Here is a 20,675-nt window from a genome sequence, read left to right as displayed (position 1 = left end):
CCACGAGGAGAAGCCCGATGGGCGAGGAACGCAACTGGGCGGGGAACGTGCGCTACACGGGGTCCGTCGTGCACCCGGAGACGGTCGACGAGGCGCGTGCGCTCATCACGTCCGGCGAACCCGTGCGGATGCTCGGCACCCGGCACTGCTTCAACGACATCGCCGACACCGCAGGCACCCTCATCGCGCTCGACCGCATGCCCGCCGTGTGCGAGATCAGCCCCGAGCGCGACGCCGTGCGCGTCTCGGGCGGATTGCGCTATGGCGACATCGCCCCGCGGCTCGAGGCGGATGGCCTGGCCCTCGCCAACCTCGCGTCGCTGCCGCACATCTCGGTGGCCGGCGCCGTCGCGACCGGCACCCACGGATCGGGCGACGCGATCGGGTCGCTCGCGGCCGCCGTGCGGGAGGTCACGCTGCTCACCGCATCCGGCGAAGTGCTGCGCCTGCACCGCGAAGATCGGCGGTTCGCCGGGGCAGTCGTCGGCATCGGAGCGCTCGGGGCGGTGCTCGAGCTGGTGCTCGACGTCGAGCCGACCTACCAGGTCGCTCAGCGCGTGTTCGAGGGGCCGCGCTGGGACGCGATCCTCGACGACCTCGATGCGGTGACCGGCGCGGGCACCAGCGTCAGCATCTTCACCACCTGGCAGCGCACCGACCGCGCCGACCAGCTCTGGATCAAGCAGCGCGGCGCGGAGGATCTCGCAGGGGATCTCCCCGGGCGGCTGGGCGCGGTTCCGGCCGAGGTGAAGCGGCATCCGATCCTCGGTGTCGACGCCGAGGCGTGCACGGATCAGGGCGGCGCTCCGGGGCCGTGGTTCCAGCGCCTGCCGCACTTCAAGCTCGAGTTCACGCCCTCCGCCGGGGCCGAACTGCAGAGCGAGTACCTCGTGCCGCGGCGCGACGCCGTGGCGGCGATCGAGGCGGTTCGCGGACTCGCCGACCGGATCGCCCCGCTGCTGCTGGTGAACGAGATCCGCACGGTCGCCGCGGACCAGCTGTGGCTGAGCAGCTCGTACGGCGCCGATGCCGTCGGACTGCACTTCACCTGGCGCCCCGAAGAAGTCGCTGTCCGTGCGCTGCTGCCCGACCTCGAGGCGGCGCTGCCGCAGACCGCGCGTCCGCACTGGGGCAAGGTGTTCACCCTCGACGGCGCCGAGGTGCGCCGCCGCTACGCCCGGTGGGACGACTTCGCGGCGCTGCGCGCCGAGGTCGACCCCGACCGCCGCTTCGTGAACCCGTACCTGGAGCGCCTCGGCCTCTGACTCTCACTCGCTCCGGTCTCACTCGTTGCGGGTGTTTCGGGGCCGGCACCCGCAACGGTTGGGACCGGAGCATCCGGTGGGGGCGCTTCTTCGGCTCCGGTCTCACTCGTTGCGGGTGTTTCGTGCCTGGCACCCGCAACGGTTGGGACCGGAACAGGAGGTGCGTCAGGCGCCGGCGCGCCCCAGCACGGCGCGGGCGTGGCGCACCACGGGCTCGTCGACCATGCGGCCCTCGAACGCGAATACGCCGCGCTCACCGGAGGCCGCGTCGATGACGCGCCGCGCCCAGGCGATCTCCTCGTCGGCAGGGCGGTACGCGTCGCGCACGATCTCGACCTGCGAGGGGTGGATGCACGCGGTCGCCGCGAACCCGGATGCCACGGCGTCGGATGCCTCGGCACGCAGCCCGTCCACGTCGGCGATGTCGAGGTGCACGGCGTCGATCGCGGCCTTGCCGTGGGCGCCGGCGGCGAGCAGCACCCGTGCCCGCGCGGCGCGCGCGACATCGCGGTACTGCCCATTCGGGAATCGCGAGGAAGAGCCGCCGAGGCTGGCGACCAGATCCTCCGCGCCCCACATCAGCGCGACGACGCGATCGACCGCGGCGATGCGCTCCGCCTCGACGACGCCGCGCGCCGTCTCGCACAGCGCGACGATGTTGTAGCCGGGTCGCAGATCGGCGATCGCGTCGGCGCTCTCCGACTTCGCGATCATCAGCGTGCGGAAGTGCGTCTCGGCGATCGCGTCGAGGTCGGCCTCGTGGTCGGCCGTCCCGATCGGGTTCACACGCACGATCACGCGGGCAGGGTCGAGCCCGTGGGCGCCGGCGATCAGCGCCGCGCGCGCGGCATCCTTCGTGTCGGGGGCCACGGCGTCCTCGAGGTCGAGGATCACGGCATCCGCTCGCTCCGCCGCCTTCGCGTACCGCTCCGGCCGATCCGCCGGGCAGAACAGCAGCGCCGGTCCGAGTCCGAACGCGCTCATGCCGGGCTCATCTTCATCAACGCGGTGCGCGTCGCGCGCGCGACGACGGTGCCGTCCTGGTTCACGCCGGTGTGCGCGAGCACGACGATGCCCTGACCGGGCCGCGACTTCGACTCCCGCTTCGAGACCACAGTCGTCGACACCGACAGCGTGTCGCCGGCGAAGAGCGGATGCGGGAACTCGATGTCCGAGAGTCCCAGCTGCGCGATGAGCGTGCCCTGCGTGAGGTGGCCGACCGACAGGCCGACCATCGTCGACAGTGTCCACATCGAGTTCACCAGCGGCCGCTCGAACTCGGTGGTCGCCGCGTACGCGGCATCCACGTGCAAGGCCTGCGGGTTCATCGTGAGCGCGCTGAACAGCGTGTTGTCGGCATCCGACACGGTGCGACCGGGCGTGTGCTGATAGGTGACGCCCTCTTCGAGTTCGTCGTAGTACAGGCCGCGCTGGGTGACGGTGCTCATGTCCGTCACGCTAGCCCGAGCGACCGGGCGATCACCAGCAGCTGCACCTCGCTGGTGCCCTCGCCGATCTCGAGGATCTTCGAGTCGCGGTAGTGCCGCGCCACCGGGTACTCGTTCATGAACCCGTTGCCGCCGAAGATCTGGGTCGCGTCGCGGGCGTTGTCCATGGCGGCGTCGCTCGCGGTCAGCTTCGCGATCGCGGCCTCCACCTTGAAGGGCTTTCCGGCGGCGCACAGCCGAGCCGCGTGCTGCCAGGCGAGGCGGGCGTTGTGCACGCGGGCCTGCATACGGGCGATCGTGAACTGCGCGTTCTGCCGGGTCGAGAGCGCCTCGCCGAACACGGTGCGCTTCTGCGCGTAGTCGATGGATGCCTCCAGGCATCCCTGCGCGGCGCCGGTCGACAGCGCGGCGATCGCGATGCGGCCCTCGTCGAGGATCCGCAGGAAGCCGGCGAAGCCGCGGCCGCGCTCGCCGAGCAGGTTCCCCTCGGGCACGCGCGCATCGGTGAAGGTGAGCGGATGCGTGTCGGAGGCGTGCCAGCCGACCTTGTCGTAGGCGGGCTCGACGGTGAATCCGGGGGTGCCGTTCGGCACGATGATGGTGGAGATCTCCTTGCGGCCATCCCGCTCGCCGGTGACCGCGGTGACGGTGACGAACCGGGTGATGTCGGTGCCGGAGTTGGTGATGAACTGCTTGCTGCCGTTGATCACCCACTCGCCGCCGTCGAGGCGGGCGGTGGTGCGGGTCGCGCCGGCATCCGATCCCGCCTCCGGTTCGGTCAGGCCGAAGCCCGCGAGAGCCTGCCCTGCGAGCAGGTCGGGCAGGTACTCCTCCTTCTGCTGCTTGGTGCCGAAGTGGAACACGGGCATCGCGCCGAGGCTCACGCCGGCCTCGAGCGTGATCGCGATCGACTGGTCCACGCGGCCGAGCTCCTCGAGCGCGAGACCGAGGGCGAAGTAGTCACCGCCCTGGCCGCCGACCTCCTCGGGGAAGGGCAGGCCGAACAGGCCCATCTCGCCCATCTGCCGCACGACATCGAGGTTCAGCGTGTGAGTGCGATCGGCCTCGTACGCCTGCGGGGCGACGACCCCGTCGGCGAAGTCGCGCACCATCGCGCGGAGCTCGCGCTCCTCTTCGGTCAGCTCAAGGGACATGGTTCTCTCCTCGTGGGATCAGGATTCGGGTGTGACGACGGCGAGCAGCTGATCGCGGCTCACCTGGTCGCCCACGGCGGTGTGCAGGGCGACCACGCCGTCGTGCGCGGCGAGGAGCGGATGCTCCATCTTCATCGCCTCGATGGTGACGATGCGCTGCCCGGCGGTGACGACGTCGCCCTCGGCGACGTGCACGACCGTGACGGCGCCAGGCATCGGGGCGCGCAGGTCGGGGCTGGTCGCGCCCGCCTCGCGCTCGCGGTTCGCGAGCCGGTGCTCTGCCGCCTCGCGGCGGCTCAGCGGACGAAGAGCGGATGCCACGCCACCGGAGTGCACCCAGATCGTGCCGTCCGGGGCGACCTCGACCTCCGCCGGCTCGACGCCCCCGTCGTTCCGGTCCCACTCGTTGTGGGTGTTCTGCCCGGACACCCGCAACGAGTGAGACCGGAGCGAGGGGAGCGTGGTGCTCACGAGGGTCCCGTCGGCCGCTTCGAAGCATTGGATGCGTGGCACGGACGCCTCGCCCATGCGCCATCCGTCCCCGGAGCGCCACAGCGGCGAGGCGTGCGGACGGCTGTGCTCCACGGCAGGGGACAGCGCGGATGCCGCGGCGCGCAGCGCCGCATCCGTCGGAGCCGGGTCCTGGAAGGCGGGGAGACGGTCGATCAGCCCCGTGTCCATGTCGCCCGCTGCGACAGCGGGATCGGCGAGCAGCGCGCGCAGGAAGGCGATGTTGCTCTCCACACCCAGCAGCACGGTGTCGGCGAGCGCCGCATCCAGGCGCTCCAACGCCTCTTCGCGGGTCTCGCCGTGCGCGATGACCTTGGCGATCATCGGGTCGTAGTCGGCGGTCACCACGCTGCCGGTCTCGACCGCGGCATCCGATCGCGCCTCCGGCGACGGGGCCCAGCGCAGCACCTCACCGGTCGCGGGCAGGAACCCGCGTGCCGGCGACTCGGCGTACACCCGTGCCTCGATCGCGTGACCGTCCAGCCGCACGTCATCCTGCGCGATCTCGAGCGGCAGCCCTGCGGCGATGCGCAACTGCTGTTCGACGAGGTCGACACCGGTCACCAGCTCGGTGACCGGATGTTCGACCTGCAGCCGGGTGTTCATCTCGATGAAGAAGAACTCGCTGGTGTCGGCGCCGGCGACGAGGAACTCCACGGTGCCCGCACCCCGGTAGCCGATCGACGCCGCGGCGGCGCAGGCCGCCGCGCCGAGCCGCGCTCTGGTCTCGTCGTCGATGACGGGCGAGGGGGACTCCTCGATCACCTTCTGGTGCCGTCGCTGCAGGGTGCACTCGCGCTCGCCGAGGTGGATCACGGTGCCCGCGGCATCGCCGAGCACCTGCACCTCGATGTGCCGCGGGCGTTCGATGAGCCGCTCCAGCAGAAGGGTGTCGTCGCCGAACGACGAGCGCGCCACCCGGCGGGCCGTCGCGAGAGCGTCGTCCAGCTCGGCGGCCGAGCGCACGATCTGCATGCCCTTGCCGCCGCCGCCCGCGGACGGCTTGATCAGCAGCGGGAATCCGGCCGCGTCTGCGGCATCCGCGATCTCGGCGTCCGACATGCCGGCGGCGCTGAAGCCGGGCACGGTCGGCACGCCGTGCGCGGCGACGTGATCCTTGGCGCGGATCTTGTCGCCCATCACGTCGAGCGCGCGCTCGTCGGGGCCGATGAACACGATGCCGGCCTCGGCGCAGGCGCGCCCGAACGCGGCGTTCTCGGAGAGGAACCCGTAACCCGGGTGGATCGCCTGCGCCCCGGTCGCCTTCGCCGCGTCGATGACGGCGTCGATCGAGAGGTACGACTCGGAAGCCGCGGCCGGGCCGATCCGCACCGCCTCGTCGGCCTCCGCGACATGCGGGGCGGTGACGTCGGCGTCGCTGTACACCGCGACGGAGCGGATGCCGAGACGCCGCAGCGTGCGGATCACGCGGCGTGCGATCTCGCCGCGGTTCGCGACGAGCACGGTGTCGAATCCTTCGTCTCGCTTCGCTCGCTCAGGAACCGACCGGGACGCGGGTCCTGAGCGCCCTTCGTCTCGCTTCGCTCGCTCAGGAACCGGAGGAACCGGAGGAACCGGAGGAACCGGAGGAACCGGAGGAACCGGAGGAACCGGAGGAACCGGAGGAACCGGAGGAACCGGAGCGCCCTCGGCCGTTGAGCGAGCGACGAAGGAGCGAGACGAAACGTCTTCACCGCGGGAATCAGTCATGGTCATGATCACATCCGGAAGACGCCGAAGCGCGGTTCGGGCAGGGGAGTGCGGGAGACGACGTCGAGCGCGAGGCCCAGCACGTCGCGGGTCTGCAGCGGGTCGATGACACCGTCGTCCCAGAGCCGGGCCGTGGCGTAGTACGGGCTGCCCTGTTCGTCGTACTTCGCGCGGATCGGTGCCTCGAACTCGGCGCGCTCCTCGGCGGTCCACGCTCCGCCGAGCTGCTCGTCCTTCACCGTCGACAGCACCGAGGCGGCCTGCGGCCCGCCCATCACCGAGATGCGGCTGCCCGGCCAGGTCCAGAGGAATCGGGGCGAGTAGGCCCGCCCGCACATCGCGTAGTTGCCGGCGCCGAACGACCCGCCGATCACGACGGTGAGCTTCGGCACCCGCGTGGTCGCGACGGCGGTGACCATCTTCGCGCCATCGCGGGCGATGCCGCCCGCCTCGGCGTCCTTGCCGACCATGAAGCCCGAGATGTTCTGCAGGAACAGCAGCGGGATGCCGCGCTGGTCGCACAGCTCGATGAAATGGGCGCCCTTCTGCGCGGACTCGCTGAACAGCACGCCGTTGTTGGCGAGGATGCCGACCGGGTGCCCGTGGATGCGGGCGAACCCGGTGATCAGCGTCTCGCCGTAGAGCTTCTTGAACTCGTGCAGCTCGCTGCCGTCGACCAGCCGCGAGATCACCTCGCGGGCGTCGTAGGGCTGGTTCACGTCGACCGGGACGACGCCGTACAGTTCGGCGGGATCGGCCACGGGCGGCACGGCCGGCAGTACCTCCCAGGCCGGCTCGTCGGGCACCGGGAGCGTGGCGACGATGTCGCGCACGATCTCGAGTGCGTGCTCGTCGTCCTCGGCGAGGTGGTCGGCCACACCCGAGCGGCGGGCGTGCAGGTCGCCGCCGCCCAGTTCCTCGGCGGTCACGACCTCGCCGATGGCGGCTTTCACCAGCGGCGGCCCGCCGAGGAAGATCGTGCCCTGGTTCCGCACGATCACCGTCTCGTCGCTCATCGCCGGCACGTAGGCGCCGCCCGCGGTGCACGAGCCGAGCACGGCGGCGATCTGCGGGATCCTCTCGGCCGACATGCGCGCCTGGTTGTGGAAGATCCGGCCGAAGTGGTCGCGGTCGGGGAACACCTCGTCCTGCATCGGCAGGAACGCGCCGCCCGAGTCGACGAGGTAGATGCACGGCAGCCGGTTCTCCAGGGCGATCTCCTGCGCCCGAAGGTGCTTCTTCACCGTCATCGGGAAGTACGTGCCGCCCTTGACTGTGGCGTCGTTGCAGACGACCATCACGTGGCGTCCGTGCACCAGTCCGATGCCGGCGATCACCCCCGCGGCGGGGGCCTCGTCGCCGTAAAGACCGGATGCTGCGAGAGGCGCCACCTCGAGGAACGGGCTGCCCTCGTCGAGCAGCCGGTTCACGCGGTCGCGAGGGAGGAGCTTGCCGCGCGCGACGTGGCGTTCGCGGGACCGCTCAGGCCCGCCGAGAGCCGCGACGGCGAGGCGCTCGCGCAGGTCGTCGGCGAGGGCCTGCTGCGCGTCGTGATTCGTGAGCTGCGTCATCGCATCCTCTGAAGTTCAGTTAGTGATCATTCACTGAGTTAGTCCAGAGTAACTGAATCAGCACCTGCCCGCAATGGTCGTAGGCTTCCCGCATGACCGCCTATTTCGAACGCCTCGGCGAGACGATGTTCCGTGCGACCAGGGCCACCGAGGGTGCCTGGAACGTGGAGGAGCAGCACATCGCTCCGACGTTCGGCCTGCTCGCGCACCTGATGCAGCTCGAGCATTCGTCGCGCCATGAGCATCCGCTCACCCTCGGCAAGGTGACCTACGACATCCTCGGCGTCATCCCGATCGACATCGTCGAGGTGCAGGTGCGCGTACTGCGCCCCGGACGCACCATCGAGCTGATCGAGGCGACGCTGAGCCACGACGGCCGCCCCGCCGCCGTCGGGCGGGCCTGGTTCATGAAGGCGCATGACACGGCGGATGCCGCCGGCTCGGCGTTCCCGGCGATGCCGCCGCGCGGGGGGATGCCGACGTGGGATGCTCCGGATTGGCCGGGCGCCTTCGTGCGCACCCCCGAGATCCGCCGCGTCGAGGAGTTCCCCGGCCGCGCGCATGCCTGGGTGCGTCCGCTGCTGCCGCTGATCGAGGGTGAGGAGGTCAGCGCGGCGGCGCGGATGCTGGGGTACGTCGACCTCGCGAACGGCCTGACCCCTCGGGTGTCGCCGAGCGAGGTCGCCTTCCCGAACCTCGACCTCACCGCGCACCTGCTGCGCGAACCGGTCGGGGACTGGATCGGGTTCGACACGACGATGAGCATCGGACCCGGCGGGCTCGGCATCACGCATACGGTGCTGCACGACGAGGAGGGCTCGGTCGGCACCTCGGTGCAGGAGCTGACCATCCGGCCGCTGCCCTTCGGCTCCTGAGCGCCCTTCGTCTCGTCGCTGCGCTCCTCGCTCAGGATCCGCGGAGCGAACAGACCGGAGCTGGAGGCAGGCGGATTTCGCGCGGACACCCTCCCTGTGCGAGCATCCTGCTTGGGCGCAGAGCCTGCGCCGCGACGCGAAGGAGCACGGGATGGCTGACGCAGACATCAAGAAGGGCCTCGCCGGTGTGGTCGTCGACACGACCGCGATCTCGAAGGTCAACCCCGAGACCAACAGCCTGCTGTACCGCGGTTACCCGGTGCAGGAACTCGCCGCGACCCAGCCGTTCGAGGCCGTCGCCTTCCTGCTCTGGAGCGGCGAACTGCCGGATGCTGCGCAGCTGGAGGCCTTCCAGAAGAGCGAGCGCGCGCTGCGTCCGCTCGACGAGCGCACCGTCGCCCTGCTCGACCTGATCCCGCTCGATGCGCACCCGATGGACGTCGTGCGCACCGTCGTCAGCCAGCTCGGCACGTTCGATGAGACCCTGAACCGGCCCGGCGGCTGGACCGATCCCGACCTCGACCTCGGCCGCGCGCTCTACCTGTTCGCGCAGCTGCCGACGATCGTCGCCGCCGTGCAGCGGCGCCGCCGCGGGCTCGAACCGATCGCCCCGCGCGACGACCTGGACTACTCCGCGAACTTCCTCTGGATGACCTTCGGCGAGCTGCCTTCGGAGGCCGCGATCGACGTGTTCCGCATCTCGATGGTGCTGTACGCCGAGCACTCCTTCAACGCCTCGACCTTCACCGCCCGCGTGATCGCGTCGACCACCTCGGACCTGTACTCGGCCGTGGTGGGTGCGATCGGCGCGCTGAAGGGTCCGCTGCACGGTGGCGCAAACGAAGCGGTCATGCACATCTTCGACGAGATCGGTTCGGCCGAGAACGTCGTGCCGTGGCTGGACGACGCGCTGGCCAAGAAGAAGAAGATCATGGGCTTCGGGCATCGGGTCTACAAGAACGGCGACTCGCGCGTGCCGACCATGAAGGCGGCGCTCGACCGGCTCATCGCCGAGTCCGGCCGCACCGACCTCGGCGAGCTCTACGACGCGCTCGAGAAGGAGTTCGTCGCGCGCAAGGGCATCTACCCGAACCTCGACTACCCGTCGGGCCCCGCGTACAACATCCTCGGCTTCGAGACCGAGGTGTTCACGCCGCTGTTCATCGCCGCGCGCGTGACCGGCTGGACCGCGCACATCATGGAGCAGGCGGCCTCGAACGCCCTGATCCGCCCGCTGTCGGCCTACAACGGCGTCGACGAGCGCCACGTCTCATAGGAGACACATACATCGATGTAGGGTGACAGTGTCCGCGTCCGCGGTCGCCGAGGGGGAGATGTGGCCGTCACACTGCACGACGTGGCTCGGGCGTCGGGCGTCTCGATAAAGACTGTCTCGAACGTCATCAACGGCTACCCGCACATCCGCCCCGCGACCAAGGAGCGGGTCGAGCAGGCCATCGCCGAGCTCGGCTACACGCCGAACCTCACCGCTCGCAGTCTGCGCTCCGGCAAGACGGATGCCATCGCGCTGGCGCTCCCGGACCTCGCGCTGTCGTACTTCGCCGAGCTCGCCGCGTCGGTGATCGAGGCCGCTGAGGCATCCGGCCTCTCGGTGCTCGTGGAGCAGACCGGCGGCGACCGCGATCGCGAGCTGGAGCTGCTGCGCAGCCCTCGCCGTCAGCTCACCGACGGCCTCATCTTCAGCGCGCTCGGCATGGACCAGGACGACGTCGCGCGTCTCGACGTGCCCTATCCGATGGTGCTGCTCGGTGAGCGCATCTTCGACGGGCCGACCGACCACGTCACCATGCGGAACGTCGAAGCCTCCCGCGCTGCCACTGAGTACCTGATCGCATCGGGGCGGCGGCGGATCGCGATCGTCGGCGCGCACGAGGGCGAGGTGATCGGCTCCGCCGCGCTGCGTCTGCAGGGCTATCGCGAGGCGCTGGATGCCGCCGGCATCCCGTTCGACGAAGACCTGATCGGCTACACGACGTTCTGGCACCGCGCCAACGGCGCTCTGGCCATGCGCGAACTGCTCGCCAGGGGCGTGGAGTTCGACGCCGTGTTCGGGCTGAACGACACCCTCGCACTCGGCGCCATGCGCGTGCTGCAGGAGGCCGGGCGTCGGGTGCCGGGCGACATCGCGGTGATCGGCTTCGACGGCCTGGACGAGGCGGAGTACTCCATCCCGTCGCTGACGACCGTCGATCCGGGCAGGGACTGGATCGCGCGCACGGCGGTCGCGACGCTGCGCGAGCGCATCGACGGCTCCGTCGACGGCCCGCCGCGCACGCTGCTCGCCGACTTCCGCGTGCTCGAGCGCGAGTCCGCCACCCGCTGACTCGCCGCTGATCGGCCGCTTCTGCGGCATCCGTCATTCCGACGTTGACAGATTCCGGTGTGCGCGTCAGAATACTTCTACAACGTTTACTACAACGTTGTAGAAGCGGGCCGTCTCCACCACCCAGGTCGAGGCACGACATCGCAGTCATGCACCCCGAGAGGACGAACAGCACAATGAAGTCACGGATCCTGGCCGCAGCCAGCCTGGCCGGAATCGCCGCCATCGCGGCGACGGCCCTCACCGGCTGCTCCGGCAGCGCCTCCGCCGGCGGCGACTCCGACACGATCACCTTCATGTTCCGCGGCAGCGACGCGGAGAAGGCCGCGTACACCGCGGCGATCGAGGAGTTCGAGAAGGCGAACGACGTCGAGGTGAAGATCATCATGACCACCGCCGACGAGTACAGCACCAAGCTCAAGGCGGCGATCGCCGGCAAGAAGATCCCCGACGTCTTCTACATCGACCCGGGCAGCGTGCAGGCCTATGTGAAGTCCGGCATCGTCAAGGACATCACGAAGGAGGTCGAGAGCACCGTCGACCTTGACAACATCTGGCAGTACGGCGTCGACAGCTACCGCTTCGACGGCAAGCTCATGGGCCAGGGCGAGATCTACGCGATGCCCAAGGACATCGGCCCGTTCTCGTTCGGCTACAACAAGACGATGTTCGAGAAGGCCGGCATCCCGCTGCCCGACAAGGACAAGCCCTACACCTGGGACGAGTTCCGCGACGTGGCCAAGAAGCTCACGCAGGACACGAACGGCGACGGCAAGCTCGACCAGTGGGGCACCGGGCTGAACGTGGTCTGGAACCTGCAGGCGTTCGTGTGGTCCAACGGCGGCGACTGGCTGAACGAGGACCGTACGAAGGTCACCGTGGACAGCCCCGAGTTCACCGAGGCGCTGCAGTACTTCGCCGATCTCAGTGTGAAGGACGGCGTCACGCCCTCCACCTCGGACGCGCAGACGCTGGACACCTACCAGCGCTGGATGAAGGGCGAGATCGGCTTCTTCCCGGTCGGCCCCTGGGACGTGCCCACCTACGAGAAGCTCGACTTCGACTGGGACCTGATCCCCTACCCGGTCGGCCAGACCGGTGAGACCGCGACCTGGACCGGCACGCTCGGCATCGCCGTCAGCGAGACGACCAAGAACGCCGACATGTCGACCAAGCTCGCGATCTACCTGTCCACCGACCCCACCGCGCAGCAGTCCCTGGTGGATGCCGGTGTGCAGATCCCGAACCTGAAGGACATGGCCGATGAGTGGGTGACCTCCTCGACCCTGCCGCCGGCCAACAAGCAGGAGTTCCTCGACATCGCGCAGGACTACGGCCGCGCGCTGCCCGCGAACACCACCTACAGCGCCGAGTGGTACGACGAGCTGTGGAAGAACATCCAGCCCGTGCTGGACGGCAAGCAGAGCGCGGAGGACTACCTGAAGGAGGTCCAGCCGCGCATGCAGCAGCTGCTCGACAAGGCCAACGCCGACGCCGGCATCGGCTGATCAGCCGGGGGATGCCGCGGGTCGCGGCATCCCCCTCCACCCGTCCCACCCATCTGGAGGTGAACCATGGCGACGACCTCGCCCTACGCGACGCGCCGTTCGAAGCTGCACCGGCGGGAGCACCTGGCCGCGGCGGCATTCATCGCGGCACCCGTGCTCGGGTTCCTGATCTTCATCGGCTATCCGCTGCTCTTCGCCGTGTACGCCTCGTTCACGAAGTGGACGGGCCTGAGCGAGCCGGTCTTCAACGGGCTCGACAACTACGTCGACATGGTGAACGACCCGTACTTCTGGAAGGCGATGGGCAACACCGTCTTCCTGATGATCGGCATCCCCATCGGCCTGATCATCTCGCTGCTGCTGGCGCTCGCGCTGAACCGGCGGATGCGCGGCACGACCTTCTTCCGCACCGTCTACTACGTGCCGGTGATCTCCTCGCTCGCCGCCGTCGCCATCCTCTGGCAGTGGGCCTACAACGGCGATTTCGGCCTGGTGAACCAGGTGCTCGCGATCTTCGGCATCCAGGGACCGAACTGGCTGCAGGACGCCGCCTGGGCGAAGCCGGCGATCATCATCATGGCGGTGTGGAAGGGCATCGGATTCTCGATGCTGCTGTACCTCGCCGCCCTGCAGTCCGTGCCGCGGCACCTGTACGAGGCCGCGGCGATCGACGGCGCCGGCGCCTTCGCGCAGTTCCGGCACATCACCATCCCGATGCTGCGCCCCGTCACCTTCTTCCTGGTGGTGACGAGCATCATCGGCGGCGCGCAGATCTTCATCGAGATCAACATCATGACCCCCACCGGCGGACCCGAGTTCTCCACCGCATCCATCGTCTGGTACATCTGGCAGAAGGCATTCAACTACCTCCAGATGGGCTACGCGACGGCCATGTCGGTCGTGCTCGGCGTGCTGGTCTTCATCGTCACGGCGATCCAGTTCCAGCTGAACCGTCGCTCCGAGTTCTCCATCGAGTGAGGCAGCCATGACCATCACCGCACCAGACACCAGGGCCACGGTCGTTCCGGAAGCCGCCGAGCAGCCAGGGCCGAAGAAGCTGTTCCGCAAGGCGCCGGGCGACCCCACAGGCAACTCCTCCGCACCGGTCGGCATGCGCTCGCGCTCCTACCGGAGCATGAACGTGATCCTCACGATCGCGCTGGCGATCGGCGGCATCGCGATGATCGCGCCGCTGCTGTGGACCTTCAGCACCTCGCTGAAGACCAGAGAGGCCGTGTTCGCGCTGCCCCCGCAGTGGATCCCCGACCCCGTGGTCTGGGAGAACTACGTGCGGGTGTGGAGTGCGGGGCCGCTGGCCAGCGGCATCCTGAACAGCGTCATCGTCTCGGTGAGCGTGACCGTCGTCGGCACGATCACCTCGGCGATCGCCGCCTTCGCCTTCGCGAAGATGCGCCTGCCGTTCAAGAACGTCGTGTTCCTCTCTCTCCTGGTCGCGATCATGATCCCGTTCCCGACGATCATGATCCCTCAGTTCAAGATGTTCGGCGACGCCGGTCTCGTGGACACCCTGTGGCCGCTGATCCTGCCGGGTCTGTTCGGCAACATCGTGATGATCTTCTTCCTGAAGCAGTACCTCGACTCGGTGCCCGACTCCATCATCGAGGCGGCGAAGCTCGACGGTGCGGGCTACCTGCGGATCTTCTTCACGCTGATCTTCCCTGCCATCCGGCCGGCGATCGCCGCGCAGTTCATCCTGTGGTTCATGGCGGTGTGGAACGACTACCTCGCGCCGATCATCTACCTGAACTCGCCCGAGAAGCAGACCCTGCAGCTGGTGATCGCCAGCTTCAACGCCACCTACGCCAGTCAGACCGACTACCCGCTGATCATGGCCGCCTCGTTCATCGCGCTGATCCCCGTGCTGGTCGTGTTCATCGTGTTCCAGCGGCAGATCATCGAGTCGGTCGCGCTGACAGGAGCGAAGGGATGACCGCCGGGTGGACCGGCCGGGTCATGCGGATGCTGGGGTTCCTCACGACCCTGGTCGCCGTGAACCTGCTGGTCATCGCCGGCACCGCGGCGGGCCTGGTCGTGCTCGGGCTGTTCCCCGCGCTGGTCGCCGGCGGCACCGTGCTGCTGCGCGGCCCGGGGGAGCGGGGCGCGCTGCGCACGTTCCTCGGCACCTATGGCGCCGAGTTCCGACGCGCGAACCTCGTCGGCGCGCCGTTCCTGATCGCGGGCGCGCTGCTGCTGGCGGATGCCGCGGTGCTGCCGCGCCTGGCAGGACCGGCCGGTGCCGTGCTGCTGGTGCTGACCGGCGTCATCGCGGCGGCGGTGCTCGTCGTGGCATCCGCGGCGGTGACCCTGCTCGTGCGCTACGACGACCCGGCTCCGGCGGTGCTGCGGCACGCGCTGCTCGTCGCCGCCGGCAGCCCCGGCGCCGCGCTCGCCGTGGTCGTGACCGCCGTGGCGGTGACTGCCGTCGCCCTCGCCGTGCCCGTGCTGCTGCCGCTCGTCGGCATGTCCCTCCCTCTTCTCCTCGCCATGAAGGTGCTCGACCGGCGCCTGATGGCCCTCGATCCCGGGCATCCGCTGCTCGCCTCCTGACCCCGACCTCCGGCGGCGTCCGACGCCGCGCCCTGCCGTGCTGCCCGCCCGGCCCGACTCCGAAGGAATCACCCGTGACCACTGCACGCATCACCGTCGACCGCAACGAGGTCGTCGCCCCGATCAACCGCCGCATCTTCGGCTCGTTCGTCGAGCACCTCGGACGCTGCGTCTACGACGGCATCTACGAGCCCGGCCACCCCACCGCGAATGAGGACGGCTTCCGCCTCGACGTGGTCGAGCTGGTCAAGGAGCTCGGCTCCACCACCATCCGCTACCCCGGCGGCAACTTCGTCTCCGGCTTCCGCTGGGAGGACTCGGTCGGCCCGCGTGACCAGCGTCCGGTGCGCCGCGATCTGGCCTGGCACTCCATCGAGACCAACCAGGTCGGCGTGGACGAGTTCAGCCGCTGGCTGAAGCTGACCGGCTCCGAGCTGATGATGGCGGTGAACCTCGGCACCCGGGGGATCGAGGCCGCGCTCGACCTGCTCGAGTACAGCAACCACCCCTCCGGCACCGCGCTCAGCGACCAGCGCATCGCCAACGGCACCGTCGAGCCGCACGACATCCGGATGTGGTGCCTCGGCAACGAGATGGACGGCCCCTGGCAGACCGGATACATGACCGCCGACGACTACGGCAAGCTCGCCGCGCGCACCGCGCAGGCGATGAAGACCGCCGACCGCAACCTCGAGCTGGTGGTGTGCGGGTCGTCCGGGTCGAGCATGCCGACCTTCGGCGACTGGGAGCGCACCGTGCTCGAGCACACGTACCAGCACGTCGATTACATCTCGTGCCATGCCTACTACCAGGAGCGCGGCGGCGACCTCGACTCGTACCTCGCCTCGTCGCTGGACATGCAGTACTTCATCGAGACCGTCGTGGCGACGGCCGACCACGTCGGCAACAAGCTGAAGTCGAAGAAGAAGATCCAGCTCTCGTTCGACGAGTGGAACATCTGGTACCTCGACGAGCACCAGGCCTCCGACGAGGTCAACGACGAGTGGCGCGTAGCGCCCCGCCAGCTCGAGGACGTCTACTCGGTGGCGGATGCCGTGGTGCTGGGCAACCTGATGATCACGCTGCTGAAGAACCACGACCGGGTCACCAGCGCCTCGCTCGCCCAGCTGGTCAACGTGATCGCCCCGATCATGACCGAGCCCGGCGGCGACGCCTGGCGGCAGACCACGTTCTTCCCGTTCTCGGTGACCTCGCGCCTCGCGCGCGGCGAGGTGCTGCGCCCGCGCATCGACGTCGGCACGTACGAGACCAAGGTGTACGGGGCGGCGCCGCTGGTCGACGCGGTGGCGACGACGGATGCCGACGGCTCGGCGGTGTTCCTGGTGAACCGCGGCCGCGAGGCCGCGCAGGTGCAGATCGACCTGTCGTCGCTGTCGGTGGCGGAGGTGGCCGAGGCCGTCACGCTCTGGGACGACGACGTGTATGCCAAGAACACGCTCGCCGACCAGAACCGCGTCGACCTGAAGCAGCTCGACGGGGCCGTGCTCGAAGACGGCGTGCTGACCGTCACGCTGCCCCCGGTGTCGTGGTCGGCGGTGGCCCTGGCTGCACGCGCATGAACCGGCACCTGGCGAGCGTCGTCTCGGCCTCCGTCGCGGTGACGGCGCTCGCCGGGTGCGCCCCGGCATCCGCTGTGGCGCTGCCGGAACTGTCGGGCGACGTGTTCGTGCACGATCCGGCATACGTGCGGCACGCCGACGGCGGTGCGTCGTACGTCTATTCCACGGGCAACGGGCAGATCGCGGACGGCAACATCCAGATCCGCCGCTCCGACGACGACGGGTCGTGGGAGTACGTCGGGGAGGTCTGGCAGCAGAAGCCGGCGTGGCTGGCCGAGGCGGTGCCCGGCGTCGAGAACCTGTGGGCCCCGGAGCTCTACGAGCACGACGGCACCTGGTACCTCTACTACGCAGCGTCCACCTTCGGCAGCAACCATTCGGCGATCGGCCTGGCGACCAACTCCACGCTCGATCCCGACGACCCCGCGTACGAGTGGGTGGACCGCGGACAGGTGATCGCCTCGACGGCCGCCGACGACGTCAACGCGATCGACCCCGCGATCGTCGAGGACGCCGACGGCACGCCCTGGATGGCGTTCGGGTCGTTCTGGGGCGGCCTGAAACTCGTGCGGCTGCAATGGCCGAGCGGGCTGCGGGCGGATGCCGCGGAGCCGATCTCGCTCGCGGATCGTGGCCTGGTCGAGAACGCGATCGAGGCGCCGTACGTCGTGCACCGCGACGGATGGTTCTATCTGTTCGCGTCGCGCGGCTTCTGCTGCCGGGGCGTGGACAGCACCTATGAGGTCATCGTCGGCCGGTCGCGGACGGTGGACGGCCCGTATCTGGACCGGGACGGCGCCTCGCTGCTGGAAGATGGCGGCACGGTGGTGCTGACCACCGACGGCGATCGGGTCGGCCCGGGCGGGCAGTCGGTGTCCGGGGACGTGCTGGCCTTCCACTGGTACGACGCGGCTGCCGACGGTGTCGCGACGCTGGGGCTGGAGCCGCTGGAGTGGCGGGACGGGTGGCCGGTGGCCGGCGTAGACGGGGCCGCCGGCTGAGCACCCGCTGATCCGGCATCCACTCTTGATTTCCGCTCCGGTCGCAATGGATGCTGGTTCGTGACCGGTCACACCCACATCGATCGCGACCGGAGCAGGAGGAACTCGTGAACGGTCCCGTGACCCCCACCGCCGCAGCATCCGTCGCCGAGCGGCCGGTGCCGCTGGACGCCGTGCGCTTCGCGCCGGAGGGGATGCTGGGCGCGTGGCAGCACCGCAACGCGGAGGCCACGCTGCCGCACTGCATCGCCCGGCTCGAGGCCGGCGGCGCGCTGCCCAACATGCGCCGGGTGACCGGGGAGCACGCCGGACCCTTCGTCGGCTTCCACTTCTCGGACTCCGACATCTACAAGGTGCTCGAGGCGGTCGGATGGGAGGCCGGCCGCAGTGACATCACGCCGCTGCTGCCGTGGGTGGACGAGACCGTCGACCTGCTGCAGCGCGCGCAGCGCGCGGACGGCTATCTGAACTCGCACTTCCAGGTGGATGCCCCCGACCGCATCTTCGCCGACCTGCGCTGGGGGCACGAGCTGTACTGCCTCGGTCACCTGCTGCAGGCCGGCGTCGCCTGGGCGCGCACCGTCGGGCGCACCGACATCCTCGAGATGGGGCTGCGTTTCGCGGCGCTCGTCGACGAGCGGTTCGGGCCGTCCTGCGAGGCGGGGGTGTGCGGACATCCCGAGATCGAGACGGCTCTCGTCGAGGTGCACCGTGTCACGGGCGACGAGCGCTGGCTGCGGCTGGCCGAGGTGTTCGTCGACCGCCGCGGTCACCGCAGCGTCGGCGAGGACCGGTTCGGCTATCACTACTTCCAGGACCACACCCCTGTACGCGAGGTGACGGATGCCACCGGCCACGCCGTGCGGCAGCTGTATCTGGCGGCGGGAGTCGCTGACGTGGCCGCGGAGACGGGCGAGCGGGCCCTGCTCGAGGCGGACGAGCGCATCTGGCGCAGCGCCTTCGGCGAGAAGCAGTACATCACCGGCGGGCTCGGCTCGCGGCACCGCGACGAGGCCTTCGGAGACCCGTTCGAGCTACCGCCGGACCGCGCGTACGCCGAGACCTGCGCGGCGATCGCCGGGTTCCAATTCTCCTGGCGGATGCTGCTCGCCACCGGCGACGGCCGATATGCCGATGAGATGGAGCGCGCGCTCATCAACGCGATCGCCGAGTCGACATCGCTCGACGGCACCTGCTTCTTCTACTCCAGCCCGCTGCAGCTGCGCACGCACCGCGACGGCGTGCACGAGCAGGCGCCGTCGGAGCGCGCAGCCTGGTACGAGTGCGCGTGCTGCCCGCCGAACCTCGCGCGCCTGCTGTCGTCGCTGCACGGGTACGCGGCGACCGTCGCGGACGGGCGGCTGCGGCTGCAGCTTCTGACGGACTGCACAGTCGATCTGGGCGCCACCGGCGTCGGGTCGGGCCTGCTGCACGTGCGCACCGGTTACCCCTGGGACGGCGATGTCGTGCTGAGGTTCGACGAGCCCTTCACCGGCCGTCTCGAGGTGCGCCGGCCGGCCTGGGCGACGGAGGTCGCGGTCGATGGAGTTCCCGCGACTGATGCCGGATACCTGGTGCTCGACGGCTCAACCTCGCCGCTCAGCGAGGCGCGGATCTCGTTCGGGATGCCGGTGGTGGTGCGCGCCCCGCATCCGCGCATCGACGCTGCGCGCGGCACCGTCGCGATCACCCGGGGACCGGCGGTGTACTGCCTGGAGCAGGCCGACCTGCCCGGTGGTGTGGTGCTCGAAGACGTGGCCGTCGACCCCGCGGCAGTGTGGAGCGTGGATGCTGCACCGATCGAGGCATCCGGATGGGGGGCGCCGGCGCTCCGCGGGTGGGCGCGGGTGCGCACGCCGGATGCCGGTGAGACGTATGCCCCGTGGCATCCGTCGGTGCCCGGTGGGGACGAGATCGACGTGCGCCTCATTCCCTACGCGCTGTGGGGGAATCGCGAGCCCGGGGCTATGCGGGTGTGGCTGCCTGTGCGGTGAGATCCTCGTGACCTCCCGACCTCCGCACGAGACCCGCGTTCTGCACGCGGGTCTCGTGCGGCAGCCGGGGTCTCGCGGGGATCACGGTGCCTCCCGGGACCGACGGGCGCACCCTAGACTGCGGTCATGCGCTTCGGCATGTTCATTCCCCAGGGCTGGCGATTCGATCTCGTGGGCATCGAGCCCGCTGACCAGTGGGCGGCGATGCGCTCGCTCGCGCAGGCGGCGGATGCCGGGCCGTGGGAGTCGCTCTGGGTCTATGACCACTTCCACACCACTCCGGTCGCCAGTGAGGAGGCGACGCATGAGGCGTGGACGCTGATGTCGGCGTTCGCGGCCTCGACCAGCCGCATCCGGCTCGGGCAGATGTGCACCTGCATGTCGTACCGCAACCCGGCGTATCTCGCGAAGGTCGCGGCGACCGTCGACCTCATCTCCGGCGGGCGCGCCGAGATGGGCATCGGTGGCGGCTGGTACGAGCACGAGTGGCGGGCGTACGGCTACGGCTTCCCGTCGGCCGGTGATCGGCTGCGCCGGCTCGATGAGGGCGTGCAGATCATGCGCCAGGCCTGGACGACCGGCAGCGCGACCCTGGACGGGAAGCACTACCAGGTGGACGGGGCGATCGTCCGCCCGCTGCCGCTGCAGCCCGGCGGCATCCCGCTCTGGATCGCCGGCGGCGGCGAGAAGGTGACCCTGAAGATCGCGGCCAAGTACGCCTCGTACACGAACTTCGGCGGAACGCCCGAGGAGTTCAGTCGCAAGAGCGAGATCCTGCGTGCACACACCGTGGATGTCGGCACCGACTTCGACGCGATCGTGCGGTCGACCGACTACAACACGGTCGTCGGGGCCACCGAGGCCGAGGTCGAGGACCGGCTCGCGGCGATCGAAGCGCGCCTGCGGCCGCACCTCGGCGACCTGACCGAGGGGGCCATGCAGAACTACCGCGGTGACGCGGCCCTCTGCGTCGGCACGCCGGAGCAGATCGTGGAGCGGCTGCGCGACATGTCGGCGCGCGGCCTGGAGTACGCGATCCACTACTTTCCCGAGGCGGCCTACGACCGCTCCGGCATCGAGCTCTTCGAGCGCGAGGTCATCCCCGCGCTCCGCTGAGCGTCGCCTGAGTCTGTCGCGACCGGGGACC

At 69.7% G+C, this 20,675-nt stretch carries 17 protein-coding genes; 12 read left to right on the top strand and 5 right to left on the bottom strand.

Annotated features, from left to right (window positions below; all coding sequences use genetic code 11):
* Nucleotides 1-17 precede the first annotated feature (17 nt).
* On the top strand, nucleotides 18-1,265 hold the full coding sequence (locus tag DY023_RS04805; RefSeq protein WP_116241211.1) for a D-arabinono-1,4-lactone oxidase: 1,248 nt from the start codon (nucleotides 18-20) through the stop codon (nucleotides 1,263-1,265).
* A 165-nt stretch (nucleotides 1,266-1,430) separates the two neighbouring features.
* Here the strand turns inward: DY023_RS04805 and DY023_RS04800 are convergent, their stop codons facing one another.
* The 5 genes from DY023_RS04800 to DY023_RS04780 all read right to left on the bottom strand — a co-directional run bounded on the left by DY023_RS04800 (nucleotide 1,431) and on the right by DY023_RS04780 (nucleotide 7,658).
* Nucleotides 1,431-2,249, bottom strand: coding sequence for an HpcH/HpaI aldolase/citrate lyase family protein (locus DY023_RS04800; RefSeq protein WP_116241210.1), 819 nt, complete (start codon nucleotides 2,247-2,249; stop codon nucleotides 1,431-1,433).
* Nucleotides 2,246-2,713 carry a MaoC family dehydratase gene (locus DY023_RS04795; RefSeq protein ID WP_116241221.1) on the bottom strand — a complete coding sequence of 156 codons (468 nt, stop codon included), beginning with the start codon at nucleotides 2,711-2,713 and terminating at the stop codon, nucleotides 2,246-2,248. The genes DY023_RS04800 and DY023_RS04795 overlap by 4 nt, the downstream gene beginning before the upstream one ends.
* Nucleotides 2,714-2,718: 5 nt before the next feature.
* Nucleotides 2,719-3,867, bottom strand: coding sequence for an acyl-CoA dehydrogenase family protein (locus tag DY023_RS04790; RefSeq protein WP_116241209.1), 1,149 nt, complete (start codon nucleotides 3,865-3,867; stop codon nucleotides 2,719-2,721).
* Nucleotides 3,868-3,885: 18 nt separating this feature from the next.
* Nucleotides 3,886-5,841 carry an acetyl/propionyl/methylcrotonyl-CoA carboxylase subunit alpha gene (locus DY023_RS04785; RefSeq protein ID WP_245958594.1) on the bottom strand — a complete coding sequence of 652 codons (1,956 nt, stop codon included), beginning with the start codon at nucleotides 5,839-5,841 and terminating at the stop codon, nucleotides 3,886-3,888.
* Between the two features lie 254 nt (nucleotides 5,842-6,095).
* Nucleotides 6,096-7,658 (bottom strand): carboxyl transferase domain-containing protein, encoded by a 1,563-nt coding sequence (locus DY023_RS04780; RefSeq protein ID WP_116241208.1) that lies wholly within the window; start codon nucleotides 7,656-7,658, stop codon nucleotides 6,096-6,098.
* A 92-nt stretch (nucleotides 7,659-7,750) separates the two neighbouring features.
* On the opposite strand from DY023_RS04780, the gene DY023_RS04775 reads away from it, so the two are divergent.
* The 11 genes from DY023_RS04775 (at nucleotide 7,751) to DY023_RS04725 (ending at nucleotide 20,644) form a co-directional block, all read left to right on the top strand.
* A complete protein-coding gene (locus DY023_RS04775; RefSeq protein ID WP_116241207.1) occupies nucleotides 7,751-8,533 on the top strand; it encodes a thioesterase family protein in 783 nt (260 codons plus the stop codon).
* Between the two features lie 151 nt (nucleotides 8,534-8,684).
* The gene (locus tag DY023_RS04770) at nucleotides 8,685-9,809 is read left to right on the top strand and encodes a bifunctional 2-methylcitrate synthase/citrate synthase (protein ID WP_116241206.1); all 1,125 of its coding nucleotides are present in this window, start codon (nucleotides 8,685-8,687) and stop codon (nucleotides 9,807-9,809) included.
* 60 nt (nucleotides 9,810-9,869) lie between these two features.
* A complete protein-coding gene (locus DY023_RS04765) occupies nucleotides 9,870-10,877 on the top strand; it encodes a LacI family DNA-binding transcriptional regulator (RefSeq protein ID WP_116241205.1) in 1,008 nt (335 codons plus the stop codon).
* Nucleotides 10,878-11,053: 176 nt separating this feature from the next.
* Nucleotides 11,054-12,385 (top strand): ABC transporter substrate-binding protein, encoded by a 1,332-nt coding sequence (locus tag DY023_RS04760; RefSeq protein WP_116241204.1) that lies wholly within the window; start codon nucleotides 11,054-11,056, stop codon nucleotides 12,383-12,385.
* 66 nt (nucleotides 12,386-12,451) lie between these two features.
* Nucleotides 12,452-13,363 carry a carbohydrate ABC transporter permease gene (locus DY023_RS04755; protein ID WP_116241203.1) on the top strand — a complete coding sequence of 304 codons (912 nt, stop codon included), beginning with the start codon at nucleotides 12,452-12,454 and terminating at the stop codon, nucleotides 13,361-13,363.
* 7 nt (nucleotides 13,364-13,370) lie between these two features.
* Nucleotides 13,371-14,336 (top strand): carbohydrate ABC transporter permease, encoded by a 966-nt coding sequence (locus DY023_RS04750; protein ID WP_342770984.1) that lies wholly within the window; start codon nucleotides 13,371-13,373, stop codon nucleotides 14,334-14,336.
* Nucleotides 14,333-14,953, top strand: coding sequence for a YesL family protein (locus DY023_RS04745; RefSeq protein WP_116241202.1), 621 nt, complete (start codon nucleotides 14,333-14,335; stop codon nucleotides 14,951-14,953). Before DY023_RS04750 ends, DY023_RS04745 begins: the two co-directional genes overlap by 4 nt.
* 74 nt (nucleotides 14,954-15,027) lie before the next feature.
* Nucleotides 15,028-16,533 (top strand): arabinosylfuranosidase ArfA, encoded by a 1,506-nt coding sequence (gene arfA, locus DY023_RS04740; RefSeq protein WP_116241201.1) that lies wholly within the window; start codon nucleotides 15,028-15,030, stop codon nucleotides 16,531-16,533.
* Nucleotides 16,530-17,534 (top strand): arabinan endo-1,5-alpha-L-arabinosidase, encoded by a 1,005-nt coding sequence (locus DY023_RS04735; RefSeq protein WP_116241200.1) that lies wholly within the window; start codon nucleotides 16,530-16,532, stop codon nucleotides 17,532-17,534. The genes arfA and DY023_RS04735 overlap by 4 nt, the downstream gene beginning before the upstream one ends.
* Before the next feature lie 107 nt (nucleotides 17,535-17,641).
* The gene (locus DY023_RS04730; protein ID WP_245958593.1) at nucleotides 17,642-19,528 is read left to right on the top strand and encodes a glycoside hydrolase family 127 protein; all 1,887 of its coding nucleotides are present in this window, start codon (nucleotides 17,642-17,644) and stop codon (nucleotides 19,526-19,528) included.
* Between the two features lie 126 nt (nucleotides 19,529-19,654).
* Nucleotides 19,655-20,644 carry an LLM class F420-dependent oxidoreductase gene (locus DY023_RS04725; protein WP_116241198.1) on the top strand — a complete coding sequence of 330 codons (990 nt, stop codon included), beginning with the start codon at nucleotides 19,655-19,657 and terminating at the stop codon, nucleotides 20,642-20,644.
* Nucleotides 20,645-20,675 lie beyond the last annotated feature (31 nt).

Origin of the sequence: Microbacterium bovistercoris, assembly GCF_003387575.1 — a bacterium.
Classification (GTDB): Bacteria; Actinomycetota; Actinomycetes; order Actinomycetales; family Microbacteriaceae; genus Microbacterium; species Microbacterium bovistercoris.
The sequence above is the reverse complement of the archived record's forward strand: the minus strand, read 5'-3'. Positions and strand labels throughout refer to the sequence as shown.

Bases quoted from the DNA above. Each gene is read 5' to 3' on its own strand.
- DY023_RS04725 (WP_116241198.1), top strand. From the start codon at position 19,655: ATGCGCTTCGGCATGTTCATTCCCCAGGGCTGGCGATTCGATCTCGTG.
- DY023_RS04750 (WP_342770984.1), top strand. From the start codon at position 13,371: ATGACCATCACCGCACCAGACACCAGGGCCACGGTCGTTCCGGAAGCC.
- DY023_RS04770 (WP_116241206.1), top strand. From the start codon at position 8,685: ATGGCTGACGCAGACATCAAGAAGGGCCTCGCCGGTGTGGTCGTCGAC.
- DY023_RS04800 (WP_116241210.1), bottom strand. From the start codon at position 2,249: ATGAGCGCGTTCGGACTCGGACCGGCGCTGCTGTTCTGCCCGGCGGAT.
- DY023_RS04780 (WP_116241208.1), bottom strand. From the start codon at position 7,658: ATGACGCAGCTCACGAATCACGACGCGCAGCAGGCCCTCGCCGACGAC.
- DY023_RS04760 (WP_116241204.1), top strand. From the start codon at position 11,054: ATGAAGTCACGGATCCTGGCCGCAGCCAGCCTGGCCGGAATCGCCGCC.
- DY023_RS04745 (WP_116241202.1), top strand. From the start codon at position 14,333: ATGACCGCCGGGTGGACCGGCCGGGTCATGCGGATGCTGGGGTTCCTC.
- DY023_RS04735 (WP_116241200.1), top strand. From the start codon at position 16,530: ATGAACCGGCACCTGGCGAGCGTCGTCTCGGCCTCCGTCGCGGTGACG.
- DY023_RS04775 (WP_116241207.1), top strand. From the start codon at position 7,751: ATGACCGCCTATTTCGAACGCCTCGGCGAGACGATGTTCCGTGCGACC.
- DY023_RS04805 (WP_116241211.1), top strand. From the start codon at position 18: ATGGGCGAGGAACGCAACTGGGCGGGGAACGTGCGCTACACGGGGTCC.
- DY023_RS04755 (WP_116241203.1), top strand. From the start codon at position 12,452: ATGGCGACGACCTCGCCCTACGCGACGCGCCGTTCGAAGCTGCACCGG.
- DY023_RS04795 (WP_116241221.1), bottom strand. From the start codon at position 2,713: ATGAGCACCGTCACCCAGCGCGGCCTGTACTACGACGAACTCGAAGAG.
- DY023_RS04790 (WP_116241209.1), bottom strand. From the start codon at position 3,867: ATGTCCCTTGAGCTGACCGAAGAGGAGCGCGAGCTCCGCGCGATGGTG.